This is a genomic window from Robiginitalea sp., from assembly GCF_982776155.1.
Genome location: NZ_CEXZKX010000009.1, coordinates 17,523 through 33,111, shown reverse-complemented (window position 1 = coordinate 33,111; position 15,589 = coordinate 17,523). Strand labels below are relative to the sequence as shown.

Annotated in this window: 7 protein-coding genes; 5 read left to right on the top strand and 2 right to left on the bottom strand. The window is 58.7% G+C overall.

The genetic code is table 11. The annotated features are described in order from the left end of the window. Window positions 1-3: 3 nt before the first annotated feature. Genes AC3DKS_RS13305 through AC3DKS_RS13290 form a run of 4 tightly spaced genes read left to right on the top strand, consistent with a single transcriptional unit; the run spans window position 4 to window position 9,006 of the window. Window positions 4-3,351 carry a VCBS repeat-containing protein gene (locus tag AC3DKS_RS13305; protein ID WP_474731903.1) on the top strand — a complete coding sequence of 1,116 codons (3,348 nt, stop codon included), beginning with the start codon at window positions 4-6 and terminating at the stop codon, window positions 3,349-3,351. After that, window positions 3,344-6,610 (top strand): VCBS repeat-containing protein, encoded by a 3,267-nt coding sequence (locus AC3DKS_RS13300; RefSeq protein WP_474731901.1) that lies wholly within the window; start codon window positions 3,344-3,346, stop codon window positions 6,608-6,610. Before AC3DKS_RS13305 ends, AC3DKS_RS13300 begins: the two co-directional genes overlap by 8 nt. Continuing rightward, window positions 6,607-8,067 (top strand): vanadium-dependent haloperoxidase, encoded by a 1,461-nt coding sequence (locus AC3DKS_RS13295; protein ID WP_474731900.1) that lies wholly within the window; start codon window positions 6,607-6,609, stop codon window positions 8,065-8,067. The genes AC3DKS_RS13300 and AC3DKS_RS13295 overlap by 4 nt, the downstream gene beginning before the upstream one ends. Window positions 8,068-8,091: 24 nt before the next feature. After that, window positions 8,092-9,006, top strand: a complete 915-nt coding sequence (locus tag AC3DKS_RS13290) for a GyrI-like domain-containing protein (RefSeq protein WP_015753695.1) — start codon at window positions 8,092-8,094, stop codon at window positions 9,004-9,006. Between the two features lie 75 nt (window positions 9,007-9,081). On the opposite strand, the gene AC3DKS_RS13285 is transcribed toward AC3DKS_RS13290, so the two are convergent. Further along, the gene (locus AC3DKS_RS13285; RefSeq protein WP_015753694.1) at window positions 9,082-10,734 is read right to left on the bottom strand and encodes a solute:sodium symporter family transporter; all 1,653 of its coding nucleotides are present in this window, start codon (window positions 10,732-10,734) and stop codon (window positions 9,082-9,084) included. Window positions 10,735-10,938: 204 nt separating this feature from the next. Here AC3DKS_RS13285 and AC3DKS_RS13280 point away from each other — a divergent pair, with 204 nt between their 5' ends. After that, window positions 10,939-11,844 (top strand): NHL repeat-containing protein, encoded by a 906-nt coding sequence (locus AC3DKS_RS13280; protein ID WP_272607101.1) that lies wholly within the window; start codon window positions 10,939-10,941, stop codon window positions 11,842-11,844. On the opposite strand, the gene AC3DKS_RS13275 is transcribed toward AC3DKS_RS13280, so the two are convergent. Then, complete coding sequence (locus tag AC3DKS_RS13275) at window positions 11,841-15,569, bottom strand: metallophosphoesterase (RefSeq protein ID WP_272640654.1); 3,729 nt, start codon at window positions 15,567-15,569, stop codon at window positions 11,841-11,843. The two genes, AC3DKS_RS13280 and AC3DKS_RS13275, sit on opposite strands and share 4 nt — an antisense overlap. Between the last annotated feature and the right edge of the window lie 20 nt (window positions 15,570-15,589).

Genomic DNA, 15,589 nt, shown 5'->3' with positions numbered 1-15,589 from the left:
TCTATGAAAATACCTGTCAGAATTTGTATTGGGTTTGCCCTGGCCCTGGCGGCTTGCGGGGAAAAGCAGCCGGAGGCGGCTGCGGATACGGCAACGGTCACTCCGCTGTTTACGCTGATGCCACCGGACAGTACGGGGATCGATTTCGTGAACCAGGTAGAAAACCAGAAAGACTTCAATATCTTCAAGTACCGGAATTTCTACAACGGCGGGGGGGTGGCCCTCGGGGATATCAATAACGACGGCCTTACGGATATCTTCCTCACCGGGAACATGGTCCGCAACCGGCTTTTCCTGAACAAGGGCGATTTCCGGTTTGAGGACATCACGGAAACGGCCGGCGTGGGAGGCGACAAACCGTGGTCTACGGGGGTTACCATGGCCGACATCAATGCGGACGGCCTGCTGGACATCTACGTGAGCAACGCCGGGAACATGGAAGGCAACAACCACGACAACGACCTGTATATCAACAACGGCGACCTGACCTTTACCGAGCGGGCGGCGGAATTCAACCTGGCGGAAACCGGGTTTTCCACGCATGCAACTTTTTTCGACTACGACAAGGACGGCGACCTGGACGCCTATATCCTGAACAACAGCAACATACCCGTCAGCAGCCTGGGCTATGCCGAACAGCGCGAAGTGCGGGCGCAGGACTGGGAAGGCGTGCCGCATATATTCCGGGGCGTAGGCGACATGTTGTTGCGCAACGACGGGGGCACCTTTACGGATGTCAGCGAGGAAGCCGGGATTTACGGCAGCCTGATCGGCTTTGGCCTGGGGGTGCTGGTGTCGGATTTCAACCAGGACCTGTATCCGGATATCTATGTCTCCAATGATTTCTACGAGCGGGACTACCTGTACATCAACAACCGGGACGGCACCTTCTCCGAGCAGATCAAGGAGTGGACGGGCCACCTGAGCCTGTCGGCCATGGGGATCGACATCGGCGACATCAACAACGACGGCTACCAGGACGTGTTTATCACGGACATGCTCCCCGAACCCGAGGAGCGGGTGAAGTCCGTAATGGAATTCGAAGGGTACAACGTCTACGACCTGAAACGCGGCAAGGATTTTTACCAGCAGTACATCCAGAATACGCTCCAGCTGAATAACGGCAACGGGACCTTCTCGGAGGTGGCCTACTTCAGCGGGGTGGATGCCACGGACTGGAGCTGGGCGGGCCTGCTCTTCGATATGGACAACGACGGGCTGCGGGATATTTTTGTCACCAACGGCATCAACCACGACCTGACGGACCTGGATTTTGTCGATTTCTTTGCCAATGAGATCATCCAGAAAATGGCCCTGACCGGCAAGAAGGAATCCATCGATTCGATCATCCAGAAAATGCCCATCAAGCCACAACCCAACTACGCCTTCCGGAACAACGGGGACATCACCTTTGACAATGCGAATGCGGACTGGGGGTTTGAGATCCCCACCCGCTCCAACGGCGCGGCCTACGGCGACCTGGACAACGACGGCGACCTGGACCTGGTGATCAACAACGTCAACATGCAGGCCTTCCTCTACCGGAATGAGACGGATAACCAAAAGGACCACCACTATGTGCGGCTGCGATTCAGGGGGCCGGAAAAAAACCCATTCGGCATTGGGGCCACCGTGCGGCTGTATGCCGGCAAGAACGTGCTGGTGCAGGAACTGGTCCCGTCCCGGGGCTTCCAGTCGAGTATCGATTACGTCATGGCGCTCGGCCTGGGGGATGCCCGCACCATCGATTCCCTGCGGGTCATCTGGCCCGACGACCGGACGCAACTCCTGGAAGGCCTGGAGGCCGATCGGGAATGGGTGTTGGACCATGGGGAAGCGGGGGATACCTATGTACCGCCGAAACCGACGCCCCAACCTTCCCTCCTGACCGAAATCCCCCTGGAACGCGTGGAAGCGCACCGGGAGGACGCTTATAACGATTTTGACCACGAAGGCCTGATCTACAGCAAGCTCTCCCAGGAAGGCCCGGCCCTGGCGGTGGCCGACGTGGACGGGGACGGAAATGACGATTTCTTCCTGGGCGGGGGATCCGGGCAGCCGGGTGCCCTCTACCTGCACAGCGGAAACGGCCGGGTGGCCCCGCAGCGCACCCCAGCCTTTGAAGCAGACAGCGACCAGGAAGACACGGCTGCAGCCTTTTTTGACGCGGACGGGGACGGCGATCCGGACCTGCTGGTGGCTTCCGGCGGGAACCAGGCAGACCGCTACCGCAGCTATCGCCCCAGGCTCTACCTGAACGACGGGGCCGGCAGGTTTACCCGGGCCCCCGGCGAATTGCCCACGCGGACCAAGAATATGTCCGTGGTGGCACCCCGGGATTTTGACGAGGACGGGGATATAGACGTATTTATCGGTTCCCGCTCCGTGGTGGGGGTCTATGGGGTCAACCCGGACCACCTCTTCCTGGAAAACGACGGCACCGGGCAGTTCCGGGACGTTACCGAACGGGTGGGCAACGACCTGAAGGATGCGGGCATGGTAACCGACGCTGTCTGGGCAGATATGGACCAGGACGGACGGGACGACCTGGTCACCGTTTCGGACTGGGGCATCCCGGCTATCTACCGGAACAACGGGCGCCGGATCAGCAAGATCCCAACCTCCCTGGACAGCCTGGACGGCTGGTGGGGATCGGTGGCCGCAGCCGACCTGGACGGGGACGGCGACCTGGACCTGGTGTTGGGCAACCAGGGGGCGAACCTGCACTACAAGCCGGAACCCGGGAAACCCATGAAGATGTGGGTGAACGACTTTGACAACAACGGGACCCTGGAACAGGTGGTAACCCTGACTACGGAATCCGGGGACTACCCGCTCCACCAGAAAAAGGAGTTGACGGCCCAGGTGGTTTCTCTGAAAAAGGAAAACTTGAAGGCTTCCGTCTATGCGCGCCGGACCATACAGGAGCTTTTCCCGCCTGAACTGGTAAACCGTTCCATCGTCAAGACCTCGCGGGTTTCGGAATCCGTGATCGCAATCAACGAGGGGAATGGGTCGTTCCGCATTCAACCGCTCCCCTACCGCGTGCAACTTTCCTGCATTTGCGGCATCAGCTGCGAAGACGTGAACGGGGACGGGAACCTGGACCTGATCATGGCCGGCAACAATTTTGAATTCAAGCCGCAATTCTCCCGTCTCGACGCGGGGTACGGCAATGTATTGCTGGGCAACGGAGACCTGGACTTTGAATGGCAACCCTACGAAACCAGTGGCTTTGTCCTGCGGGAGGAGGTTAAATACCTCCGCACCCTCCGGGATGCCTCGGGCAGGCGCTACCTGTTGGCCGCGCTGAATGAAAACCAACCCAAATTATTTGCCATCAATGATTAAGCGTACGGGCATATTGGCATGTATCGGCATCATTCTGGCATCCTGCCAGGACGGGGGTAACCAGTTTGCCGCCCCGCCGGCGTCGGATACCGGGATCGATTTTGTGAACCGGCTGCAGGAATCCAACGAACTGAACATCCTGGACTACCTCTATTTTTACAATGGGGGAGGCGTGGCCGTGGGCGACATCAACGGGGACGACCTGCCGGATATCTACTTTTCCGGGAACCAGGTGCCCAACCGCCTGTACCTGAATGAGGGGGATATGAAATTCCGGGATATCACGGAATCGGCCGGGGTAGCCGGCAACAGCACCTGGAACACCGGGGTGGTCATGGCCGACGTAAATGCGGACGGCCTCCTGGACATCTATGTCTGCGCCGTGGTGGGGATCAACGGGTTCTCCGGCCACAACGAATTGTTTATCAACAACGGGGACAACACCTTTACCGAACGGGCATCGGAGTACGGCCTGGATTTTGACACCTTCAGTTCCAATGCCGCCTTCTTCGATTACGACGGGGACGGCGACCTGGACATGTACCTGCTGAACCACGCCGTCCATACACAGGACTCCTACGGGAAGGCTTCCCTCCGATATCAGCGGAACTACGACACGGGCGACAAACTGATGCGAAACGACAACGGCCGGTTTACCGAGGTCAGCGAGGCGGCGGGCATCTACGGGGGGATCAACGGCTACGGCCTGGGCCTGGCAGTCTCCGATTTCAACCTGGACGGGTACCCGGACCTGTACGTGGGCAACGACTTCCACGAGGACGATTACTTCTACCTGAACAACGGGGATGGCACGTTTACCGAAAGCCTGCGCGCGTATTTTGGGCACACGAGCCGCTTTTCGATGGGGAGCGACGTGGCGGACATCAACAACGACGGGCGGCCCGACCTGATATCCCTCGATATGCTGCCGGAAGACGAGGTCCCCCTGAAGTCGTCGGAAGGGGACGACAAGTGGCAAACCCAGCAATTGCGGACGGAAGACTTCGGCTACTACTACCAGTTTACGCGGAACATGCTCTATGTAAACCAGCCGGACGGCCGGTTTATGGAGACCGCCCTGATGAGCGGGGTGGCGGCCACGGACTGGAGTTGGAGCGCCCTGTTTGCCGACTACGACCTGGATGGCCACCAGGACCTGTTTATCTCCAACGGCATCCCCAAACGCCCGAATGACCTGGATTTTGTCCGGTTTATCTCCAACGAGCAGATCAGCAGCAAAATGGACAACACGCGCCTGGTAGACCAGAAGGCGCTGGACATGATGCCCTCCGGGAATGTCCACAACTATATTTTCCAGGGGGGCAGCGACCTGCGGTTTACCGACCGGTCCGGGGACTGGATTGGCCGGGACACCACGCTCTCCGGGGCCACGGCAACCGCCGACCTCGACAACGACGGCGACCTGGACCTGGTAATCAGCAACATCAACCAGGAGGCCACTGTGCTGGTCAACCGGGGCGGAGGCGACAACCACTTCCTGAAACTGCGGCTGCAGTACGGGGCGTCCAACCCCTTCGGGATCGGGACCAAGGCGCTGGCCTATTCCGGGGGTACGGTCCGGTATCGGGAGCTCTTCCCGGTACGGGGGTTCCAGGCTTCCTCCGAGCCCGTCATCCATTTTGGATTTCCGGCGGGCACCCGGGTGGATTCCCTCCAAATCGTCTGGCCGGACAATACCTTTCAAACCTTGCTGCAGCCGGGCCTGGACCAGACGCTAACCGTCCGCCCGGAGCAGGTGCGGCCCTATCGGTACGATTCCAGTCCGGACCGGCAGCCGCAGCAGACACTTTTCCGGCGGGTAGCCGGAAACCTGGGGCTGGACTTTACCCACCGGGAAGACCGGTATACGGATTTCAACCGGGAAAAACTACTGCCCTACAGCCTGGCGGACCGGGGGCCGGCCGTTGCAGCCGGCGACCTGGACGGAGACGGCAGGGAGGATATTTATTTCGGGGGGTCCAAGCGGGAGCCCGCCCGGGTCTACCTCCAGCGGGATACGGCCTTTGTCCGTTCTGCCATGCCGCCCGCCACCCGGGACAGCGTACAGGAAAACATCTACGCGGTTATCCGGGACCTCAACGGTGACGGGGCCAACGACCTGGTAGTGGCCAACGGGGGATCGGATTACTTTGGCGCCTCCCAGTACCTCGCCAACACGTATTATACGAAAGCGGGCGACAGCCTCAAGGCGCAACCCCTTCCAGAGGATTTTGCCAACTCATCGGTCATCCGGCCTTTCGATTTTGATCAGGACGGGGATCTGGACCTGTTTGTCGGCAACCAGTCGGTCACCGGGTCGTTTGGGAAGCGGCCGGATTCCCACCTGCTGCTGAACGAAAACGGCTTCTTCAACCCCTCCCCGGATTTTGACGGGACAGGCCTGGGCATGGTGACGGATGCCCTTTGGACGGATTTTAACGGGGACGGTCAGACAGACCTGATCGTAGTTGGGGAATGGATGGCCCCGCGGTTCTTCGCCAACCGGCAGGGTCGGTTTACAGAAGAAGACGCGTCCCGCGTTACGGGGTTGTGGCAAGCCATCGCCCCGTTCGATATGGACCAGGATGGGGATACGGACTACGTACTGGGGAATTGGGGGACCAATTCCAAATTCAGTGCCCCGGAAAATTTCCCGATGCGTCTCTATCTGTCGGATTTTGACCAATCCGGCAGCACGGACCCGGTGATCGCCACGGCCAGGGAAGGCCGTTATTACCCGCTGGTCGGATTGGATGAGCTGGCTTCCCAAATGGTATCGCTCCGGAAGAAATACCCGAATTACAGAGATTTTGCAGGCCGGTCGGTGGAAGAAATCTTTGGTCCGGAAGCCCTCCGGGAAGCGGAGGTACTGGAAGTTTCCGAATTGCGTTCGGGCTTCCTCAGAAATGAAAACGGCCGCTTTGAGTTCGTCCCGTTTGCACCGATGCTGCAGGTGGCCCCCATCCTGGAATTGCTGCCCCACGATTTTGACGGAGACGGGCGGGAAGAAATCCTGGCAGCCGGCAACTACTTCGGGGTAAAACCCTACCAGGGGCGCCTCGATTCATTCCCGGGGGCCTTGATAGGCGGAGAAAATAAAATACTTTTGGCCAACCGGACCGGCCTGGACCTCATGCACCAATCCGTGCGGAGGCTGGAGGTGATCCGCATGGGCCAGAAACCCTATCTGCTGGTGGTCTTCAACGATGCGCCGGCAGCAGTTTACGAATTGACAAATACCAAAATAGCATACCCATGAAAACGAATATTGCCATTGTAGCGGCCCTGAGCTTCCTGCTGCTCTCCTGTTCCGGGGAGTCTGAGCCCATTTCCATCAGCCCGGAAGATTACCACGCCTCCGTGGATAAGGTCACCGAAGTCATGGTGCACGATATCTTCAGCCCGCCAGTGGCCAGCCGGATTTATGTATACCCGAATATCGCGGCCTATGAAATCATGGCCCTGCACAACCCGGCGTATAAGTCCCTGGCCGGGCAGGTCACCGATCTGGAACCCATCCCCTCCCCTGAAGCGGGTTCCGGGGTGAACTACCCGCTGGCTGCCCTGGTGGCACATATGGATCTGAGCCGGCAGCTCATCTTCTCGGAAGAACGGGTGACGGAGTTCCGCGACAGTCTGTATTCCCGTTGGTCCGAAATCAACGAGGAGGAATTTGAGGCCTCCCGGGACTACGGCCTGGAAGTCGCCGCTTTTATCTCGGAGTGGATGGACAAGGACAATTACAAGCAGACGCGGACGATGTCGAAATTCACCGTAAACACGGACGAACCGTCCCGCTGGCAACCCACCCCGCCCGCATATATGGAAGGCATCGAACCCCATTGGAACAAAATCCGCACGCTGGTCATCGATTCGGCTGCCCAGTTTAAACCGGCACCGCCCGTACCTTTCTCCATGGAGGAAGGATCCGACTTCCACCGGGAACTCATGGAGGTCTACGAAGTGGGCAATGCCATCACCGAAAAAGGGGATGAATCCGAGGAGGTGGCCATTGCGCGGTTCTGGGATTGCAACCCCTACGTGTCCGTTACCCGCGGCCACCTGATGTTCGCCACGAAGAAGATCAGCCCGGGGGCCCACTGGATCGGGATTGCCAAGATTGCCTGCCGGAAGGACGGCAGCGATTTCGACAAAACGGTTTTCGCCTATACGAAGACATCCATCGCCCTGTTTGACGGATTCATCAGTTGCTGGGACGAGAAGTACCGGAGCAACCTGATCCGCCCGGAAACGCTCATTAACCAGCATATCGACGACAGCTGGAAGCCGGTCCTGCAGACCCCTCCCTTCCCCGAATACACCAGCGGTCACAGTGTGGTCTCCGGCGCGGCAGCCACAGCCCTGACCAGTATTTTCGGGGACAATTTTGCTTTTGACGACGATACGGAACTGCCTTACGGGTTACCCGTCCGTTCGTTTAATTCCTTCAACGAGGCCTCTGCCGAAGCCGCGATCAGCAGGATGTACGGCGGAATCCACTATCGCATGGCAATCGAAGTGGGCCTGGACCAGGGGCGTTCCCTTGGCGGCTATGTCGTGGACCAACTGGAGATGAACCAGCGACAGACGGCCATGGCAGCAACCGCTGGCGGAACGGCGAACACGACAGCAGCAGCAAACACGACAGCAACAGCGAACACGACAGCAACAGCAAACACGACAGCAGCAGCAAACACGACAGCAAACGAAGAGTAATACAGGGAAATTTTTGTAGCAACCATGAAAAAAATACTATGGGCAGCAGGCCTCCTGCTCGTGCTGGGGGCCGCGGGGTACTTCCTGATATACCCTTATGACTACATCGTGCGTTTTGAGGCCCCTACCTTTCCGGGCGCCATCAACCAGTCCATCAAGATCTGGAACCGGGACGTAGCGGCTGAGGACGCCCCGGTGACCCAGGACGATTTGTTGAGTCTCAGGCAGCAGCTGCGCGCCGGGGATTCCGTGCTAATCTGCCAGTGGGAAATCCAGCCGCTGACGGATTCTACCTCATTGGTAAGCGCCAAACTCCGGGACCGGGACCACAGCCTGGCAAACAAATGGGAGGTACTCTTTGGAAACAGTACCATCGAACGGGTGGGAGTACGCCTGATCGGGGAATTCGCCGAAGGCCTGAAGGCACATACGGAAGCCTTTGAAGTGCAAGTTGTGGGCGAAGCGGAACTGCCGTCCACCTTCTACGCCTACGTCCCCCTGGAGACTTCCCAGCACGGGAAGGCCGCCGGGATGATGGACAACTACGAACTGTTGGGCAGCGTGCTGAACACGGCAGGCGTCACCCTGAACGGGCCGCCGATGATTGTGGTAAACCGCTGGAACCGGGAGGCCGACAGCCTGGCCTATGAATTCTGCTTCCCGATCATCCGCTCCACCCAGTTGCCGGAATCGCCGCTGGTGAGCTATGACCGCCTCTATCCGAAAAAGGCGCTGAAGGCCATCTACCACGGCAATTACATCACCTCGGACCGGGCCTGGTACGCCTTGATGGACTACGCTGAAAAAAACGGTATTGAGGTGGTTCCCGAACCGGTGGAAGTCTTCTTCAACAACCCGAACATGGGCGGGGATGCACTGAACTGGACGGCAGAAATTTACCTGCCGATCCGCGAGGAGGAATCCGGTACCGGACCCTAGACCCCAGGCATCCGTACCCCTGCGATGACCAGGGGGGCCGACGGGCGTCGCTGCGCTTGGTTGACGGCGTTTCGCCTACTTGGCAAAGGCGATATAGATCAGGATGACGATAACGACCACCGCAAGCCCGACCTGCTTCACATACCGGTAAGGGGTAATCTCCACCTGGTTGGTATATTCCAGGACATAGGGTTCGGCTTTGGGCCGCAATTTCCCGATCAGCAGCATGATCCCCACATTCAGCAGGAAGAGGATGGCCATGATATGCAGGTAATGCGGATAGGCTTCTGCCTCTACCTTGCGAAGGGCCGTCACATCCGTGATCCCGGATTCCCGGGCCGCCTCGAGGGCAGCTTCCACCATGCCGGGGCCGATGATGAACTGGCTCAGGATATAGAGACCGGACCCGAGGAAGATGGCGATTTTAGCCGCAATGGCCGGTACGCGTTGGGTGAGGTACCCCACGACGATAATGGTCAGGATCGGGATGTTGTATATCCCGTTCACTTCCTGCAGGTAATCAAAGATACTGCCGGCCTTTTCGATAACCGGGGCCACCAGCATGGCGGCCAGGGCCAGCACAATCCCGAAGATCTTCCCGTACTTCACCGTAGTGGCCTCTGAAGCCTCTTTGTTGATGTGTTGCTTGTAAATGTCGATGCCGAAGAGAGTTACCGAGGAGTTGAGCACACTGTTGAAGGAACTCAGGATGGCCCCGAAGAGTACGGCCGCAAAGAAACCGACGAGCGGGCCGGGCAATACGGCCCGAACCAGTTCCGGGTAGGCGTCGTTACTGGAGGCCAGGTTGCCTTCGAAATAATAATAGGCGATCATTCCCGGAAGGACCAGGATAATCGGCCCGAGGATTTTGATAAATGAGGCCAATAGCAGCCCCTTCTGCCCTTCGGCCAGGTTTTTGGCCCCGAGGGCGCGCTGGATGATCTGCTGGTTGGTCCCCCAATAGAACAGCTGCACGAGCATCATCCCTGTAAAGATGGTGCTGAACGGGACTTCCTGGTAGTGTTCCCCTGTGGAGTCGAAGCGTTCCGGACTGCTGTCGATCAGGTTGTCCAGTCCGGTCATGACGCTGCCGTCCCCAATGGCCATCAGGCCGAAAACCGGGATCAGCACACCGCCGATCAGCAGCCCGATGGCGTTGATACTATCGGAAACAGCCACTGCCTTTAACCCTCCGAAAACCGCATAGATGGACCCGATAATCCCGATGCCCCAGATACAGATAATCCGGGCTGTAGGCTCTGAAACGTCCAGGAGTCCGGCCACATTAAACATGCCGCTGATGGCCACCGAACCGGAATACAGGATCACCGGCAGGAGTACTACCACATAGCCGGTGAGAAAGAGCCCGGAGGTTATGGTTTTAGTTGTGATGTCGAATCGCTTGGCGAGGAAGCCGGGCACTGTGGTCAAACCGCCTTTCAAATAGCGCGGCAACAGGAATACGGCGGTAATCACCATGGTAATGGCCGCGAGGGTCTCCCAGGCCATAACGGATAGCCCGTCGAGGTAGGCGCTGCCGTTCAACCCGACGATTTGTTCGGTAGACAGGTTGGTGAGCAACAGGGACCCCGCAATGACGCCGGCCGTCAGGCTGCGCCCCCCCAGGAAGTACCCATCCGAGGTGGATTCATTGGTTTTACGCGTGGCGAGATAGGAGATTACCGCTACAAGCAGCGTGAATCCCACAAAGGAAAGTATTCCGACCATGGTAGCTGGATAGTTTGGTTTAGCACTTAAAAATAGGGGATTATTCATTAACTGAGCCCCCATTTCAGTTATTCCCGCAAATTCCCCCGACCTCCGGGCGCCCAAAAGCTTCAGGGCCTCCCGTATATTCCTTATTTTTAGCTCCGGATCTGCCGGAGGCGCTGCATCCGCCCCAGCGTTGCGCGCAGGCCCATCCCTAATACAATGTCACTCCGTATGGCCCAACTCGGCAGCAAATCGTTTCGTCAATCCCTGATTTTAATCACGGCCCTCCTGGGATATAGCTGTACGCAATACGGACAGCTGGAATACGTCTGCCGGTTGCCGGGCCCTATAAACGAGGCCTCCGGCATGATCACCTATGACGGAAAAACGGTCTGGATTGTCGAGGATAGCAGCAACCCGGATAAGATCCGGGAGGTGGATTCCACCGGCAACCTGGTCCGCGAGTTCAAAGTGGACCATGCCCGCAATACGGACTGGGAGGCCATGACCCGCGATTCGTTGGACCGGGTCTATATCGGCGACTTCGGAAACAACCAGAACTACCGGGACGACCTGGTGATTTACCGCCTGCCCGACCCCCGGTCGGAGCCCGGCGACAAGATCGACGCGGAGGCCATCCGTTTTACCTATCCCGACCAGAAAAAATTCCCGCCCAAGAAGAAGGGGCGGTTCTTTGATGCCGAAGCCCTGTTCCACCAGGGGGGGCATCTCTACATCGTGACCAAAAACCGGGCGGTGCCGTTTAACGGGATGGCCACCGTCTACCGGGTACCCGACCAACCCGGCGAATACGAGGCGGAAATCTTTGCCCGGATCCCCATATGCGATGATCGGCGCGCGTGCCAGGTAACCGACGCCGCCCTTTCGCCCAGCGGAAACCGGCTGGTCTTGCTTGGGTATGGCTACCTCTGGGTCTACGAGAACTTTGCCAGGACCGGGTTTGAAGAGCCCCCCCGGAAGATCTCCCTCAGGACCAATACCCAACTGGAAGGCATTTGTTTTGTGACGGAAACCCTCGTCTACCTCGCGGATGAACGGAGCGTGGGGCGCGGGGGCAATTTATACAGTTTTCCCCTGCCGATCCCCCGGGACGCCGAGGATTAAAACGTAAAGCCCAGCCCAAAGGAGAAGCGGAAGCCGTCCGCGCCGTGGAACAGGGCCGTGTTCAAAGTGATCACGTCGATCCCATTGAGGAAAAACCCGCCTCCGTACGATGTGTGCCAGCGTTTGGACGGATCTCCCGGCTGCCAGACGCGCCCGTAGTCAAAACCGCCGAATACCCCGACGGATAATGGCACCAGGCCCGTCCACATCTCCCCGAATTGCAACCGCAGATCGGTGATCTGGTAGTAGGCTGTTTTGCCCGAGAACCGCTCGTTCCGGTAACTCCTTGGCCCGTCGCTGGCACCGATACTCGCTGCCTGGTAGAACGCGTACCCGTTCCCCAGGTTAAAATGGGCCTTCCACCTCGTGGCCAGGACCAGCCTGCCGGACGGGACCAGCCGGTGGTCCAGGCTCAGGGACGGGACAATAAAACCAAAACGCTCCCCCCCCGAATTGAGTTCCTCCCTGAACCCGGCTTCCAGGCTGGAGGCCATCCCCAGGGTCGGGAAGGCGTCGTTGTCGCGGTTTTCATAGAAATACCGGGCCGTAGCCCCCAGGAACTGGTTGGAATTTTCTTCTCCGTTGGCCTGGTAAAACGTATTCACGAACCGGTCTCCGGTCTCCTCCACCGTAAAGCGTTCATAGTCCATGCCCAGGCGAAAGCTGCCTCCCAGGGGGCCGCGCCAGATCAGGGCTGGTCGGGCACTGAGGATTCGAAGGCGAACCCGGTTATAATCCAGGCCCAAATCGTCGTCCGGGTTCACTGTCTCGTTGCCCAGGCCAAAGAAATTCCGTGTAAAATTCGGGCTCGTATACCGCGCCTTCAACTGGATGTTCCAATTGCCAGCGATATTGGCAAATTCTCCCTCATACCCCAGATCGAAACCGCTGGTGGCAAAATAGAATGCCCCTTGCACCGTGTGGCGGTAAGTAAAGGGGTTGCGCCGGAACCCGTAGCGCGTAAAACTGTAGCCCAGGCCCAGCCGCATTCCGTCATCCGGGTTAAACCCGGCGGTTGGCAAAAGCTGGCTGGTAAAGCTGGCCAGGTTCAGCGGCTGAAACGTGTTTACCAGATAGTTGTCCGTCAGTACCTTCCTGACGCGTCCCGGTCCGTCGAATCGGTTATCTGCCGAGGCGTGGTCGTATACCACCGCTTTGGCCCCTGAAGTGGTGAGATAGCGATCTTCCCCCAATCCCCCGACAATCCGCACTTTAATTTTGGACTCCCGGGCCAGGTTCAGGTCAAAACGGTCCCCGTCGTCCAGGCCAAACACCCAGATTTCCCGCGTCAGGCCGAGCTGCAGGGTCCGTTCGAAAAATAACTTGCTCTTCGCTCCCTGGATATTCCGGTAGGCTTTGACGGATACCCCCCCGTCGGGAAGCGAATGGATTTCAAACCAGTCGTCCTTGTCGGTCCCGGCAACCACCAGGTAGCGCTGCAACACCTCAAAATACGTATTGGCAAAATGGTCCAGGCTCCCCAGCCGGGCCAGGAGGGTTTCCCGGATCCGGATACTGGTTGTGCCGCGAACCTCCGGAGGGATGCCTTCCAGGGACGATTCGATTACCTCCGGGGTCACCCGTTCCCGGATGATACGGGCCTGCTCTTGCCATTGGGAACGCGTCGTCCCCCCGAGCAGCGTCATATCCAGGGAAAAAGGATTCGTGTTGAAGGTCCGAATATTGCGGATTTCCTCATTGAAGCCCTCCATCTTTTTAACCCCGGGAACCAGGCGGGTCAGGATACTGCCGATCAGGCCGTCGCCCATGATGGAGAACGCCTGGTCGCGATCCCTGGGGATGGGCCGGTAGACCACGTTTCCGGTTTCCTCGTCCTCGAACTCCGCCCAGCGCCACTGGTCCTGGTGACGATCCCAGTCGCCGATAAGCATATCGAAGAGCCGGGCGCGGATATAGGCATCAGTATCCACGCGGTACTTTTCGTCATCCCGCAGGTTGTCCAGCAGGTCGAAGGTGCTCTCGATGTCTTCGGCATACCCGAAACTCGCCAGGTCCTCGTGCCCTTCCGAGGGGTGTTCCTCAATCATGTAGAGTTCGTCTCCAAAATCCTCGTTGTATTTGCCCAGAGCCGGTTGCCTCGGCACATAGAACAGCCGGGGGTTCGTGTGGTAGATATCCAGGGTGTCCATCAATGGGGAAAGCCCGAAAGGCGCGTAGGGGTGCGCCCCCGTGTAGAGGTCTTCCAACAGGTTTGCCGGGGCCGTGTTCTCCAGGTCCCCGATAATATACTGGTCCTGGAAAGCCATCGCCTGCAGGTTTTGCTCGGCCTGTTTCCGCAGGGCCCGCATCACGAATTCCCGGCCGTCTCGATGGCGAAGCCGCAGGGACTTGGACTGCTGTCCGCCCCCTTTCCGAACCGGGGTCAGCCCCCCGTACAAGGTGTCGATGCGCACGGTCGGGACCTCCACCGGCTCCCCGTAGAGCCTCCGGTAACGGGGCCCCCAGAGCCGCGTATGCAACCGGGATTTGTCTACTTCTACCGAATCGTAGACCGAGGCTTTTACCCGAGGCGGGAACTCGCCCTCGAAAATCTCCGGGTCCGGTTCAAATGGGGGGGAGTAAACGGAGGAGGTGAACAAAAATCGTTCGTTCCCGGCATCGTCCACCCCATAGTATCGCACCCGGGAGCTGCCGTCCTCGTACACCTCCAGCACGGCATACCCCCGTTGCCCCGTGGTGAACACGCTGCCGCCCAACTGGTTGGTGGCCCCCTTTTTGGCTCCCGATCCGCTGACGATCTGCGGCAACCCGTCCGATACAATGTACTGGAGCGTGTGCTCGTGACCGGAGGCAAGCACCACCCGTTCCCCAAACCGTGCCAGGGTCAGCAGCCGCTTCTGTAGCTCCAGGTAGCGTTTGTTCTGCATATCCTCCACAGATACCCCCGCGGTCTTCCGGAACAAATTAACCAGCGTCCCGAGGATCGGGAGGGGTATTTTGCCGGAATACGGATAGAATTGTTGCCGGAAGGTGTACTGCCCGCCGTGGACCCCGTAGCTGAACATCGGGTGGTGGGTGGCCAGTAAGATGGTCTTGTCCGCGTGTTGTTTAATCTCGCTCCCGAGTTCCTCCCAGAACACGTCCCGGTTCTTGATTTCGCAGTCGTCGTTGATGGCCGGGCGCTTGTCCCAGTTGGTCAGGTACCACTCCGTGTCCACCAGGATTACCAGCAGGTCGTCGGATATTTCCAGGGTCTCGATCGGGCAGCCGTCTTCCGGCAAGAAAACATCCTTCCGGCCCAGGTAGTTTTCCACGTAGTTCTCCTGCCGCTTCAGGCCGATGATCCCCTCGTTGTACCAATCGTGGTTCCCGGGGATAAAAACCGGGCGCCCCCTGTAATTCTCCAGGGTTCGCAACTGGGCTTCCAGGTGGCTGGATGCTTCGATGAAGGCACGGGTGGAATCCGCGGCATCAGGCAGTCCGGCCGGGTAAATATTGTCCCCGAGGAAAATTGCAGTGCTATTCGTATCGGCGGCTGCCAGCCGGTCCCGGAAGCGCTCCAGGACCGGGTTCATCCCTCCCAGGGGGGAGAGGCCGGCATCCCCTATCAGATAGAATGTATGGGCCACCTCCGACTGGCTTTCGACATCGGTGGCCTGTTCCGGGTCTGCATACTTCGGGGCATAGGTGGCGCAGGACCCCAAAAGGAACACCCCTGCGGCGATTGCGACAAAATGTTTTGCAAGGGCACTTCTGGGAGACATGTAAAATTTTGTACTTTGGA

Excerpts from the sequence above, each read along its gene's own strand:
- AC3DKS_RS13280 (WP_272607101.1), top strand. The coding sequence starts at position 10,939 with ATGTCACTCCGTATGGCCCAACTCGGCAGCAAATCGTTTCGTCAATCC.
- AC3DKS_RS13305 (WP_474731903.1), top strand. The coding sequence starts at position 4 with ATGAAAATACCTGTCAGAATTTGTATTGGGTTTGCCCTGGCCCTGGCG.
- AC3DKS_RS13285 (WP_015753694.1), bottom strand. The coding sequence starts at position 10,734 with ATGGTCGGAATACTTTCCTTTGTGGGATTCACGCTGCTTGTAGCGGTA.
- AC3DKS_RS13300 (WP_474731901.1), top strand. The coding sequence starts at position 3,344 with ATGATTAAGCGTACGGGCATATTGGCATGTATCGGCATCATTCTGGCA.
- AC3DKS_RS13290 (WP_015753695.1), top strand. The coding sequence starts at position 8,092 with ATGAAAAAAATACTATGGGCAGCAGGCCTCCTGCTCGTGCTGGGGGCC.
- AC3DKS_RS13295 (WP_474731900.1), top strand. The coding sequence starts at position 6,607 with ATGAAAACGAATATTGCCATTGTAGCGGCCCTGAGCTTCCTGCTGCTC.
- AC3DKS_RS13275 (WP_272640654.1), bottom strand. The coding sequence starts at position 15,569 with ATGTCTCCCAGAAGTGCCCTTGCAAAACATTTTGTCGCAATCGCCGCA.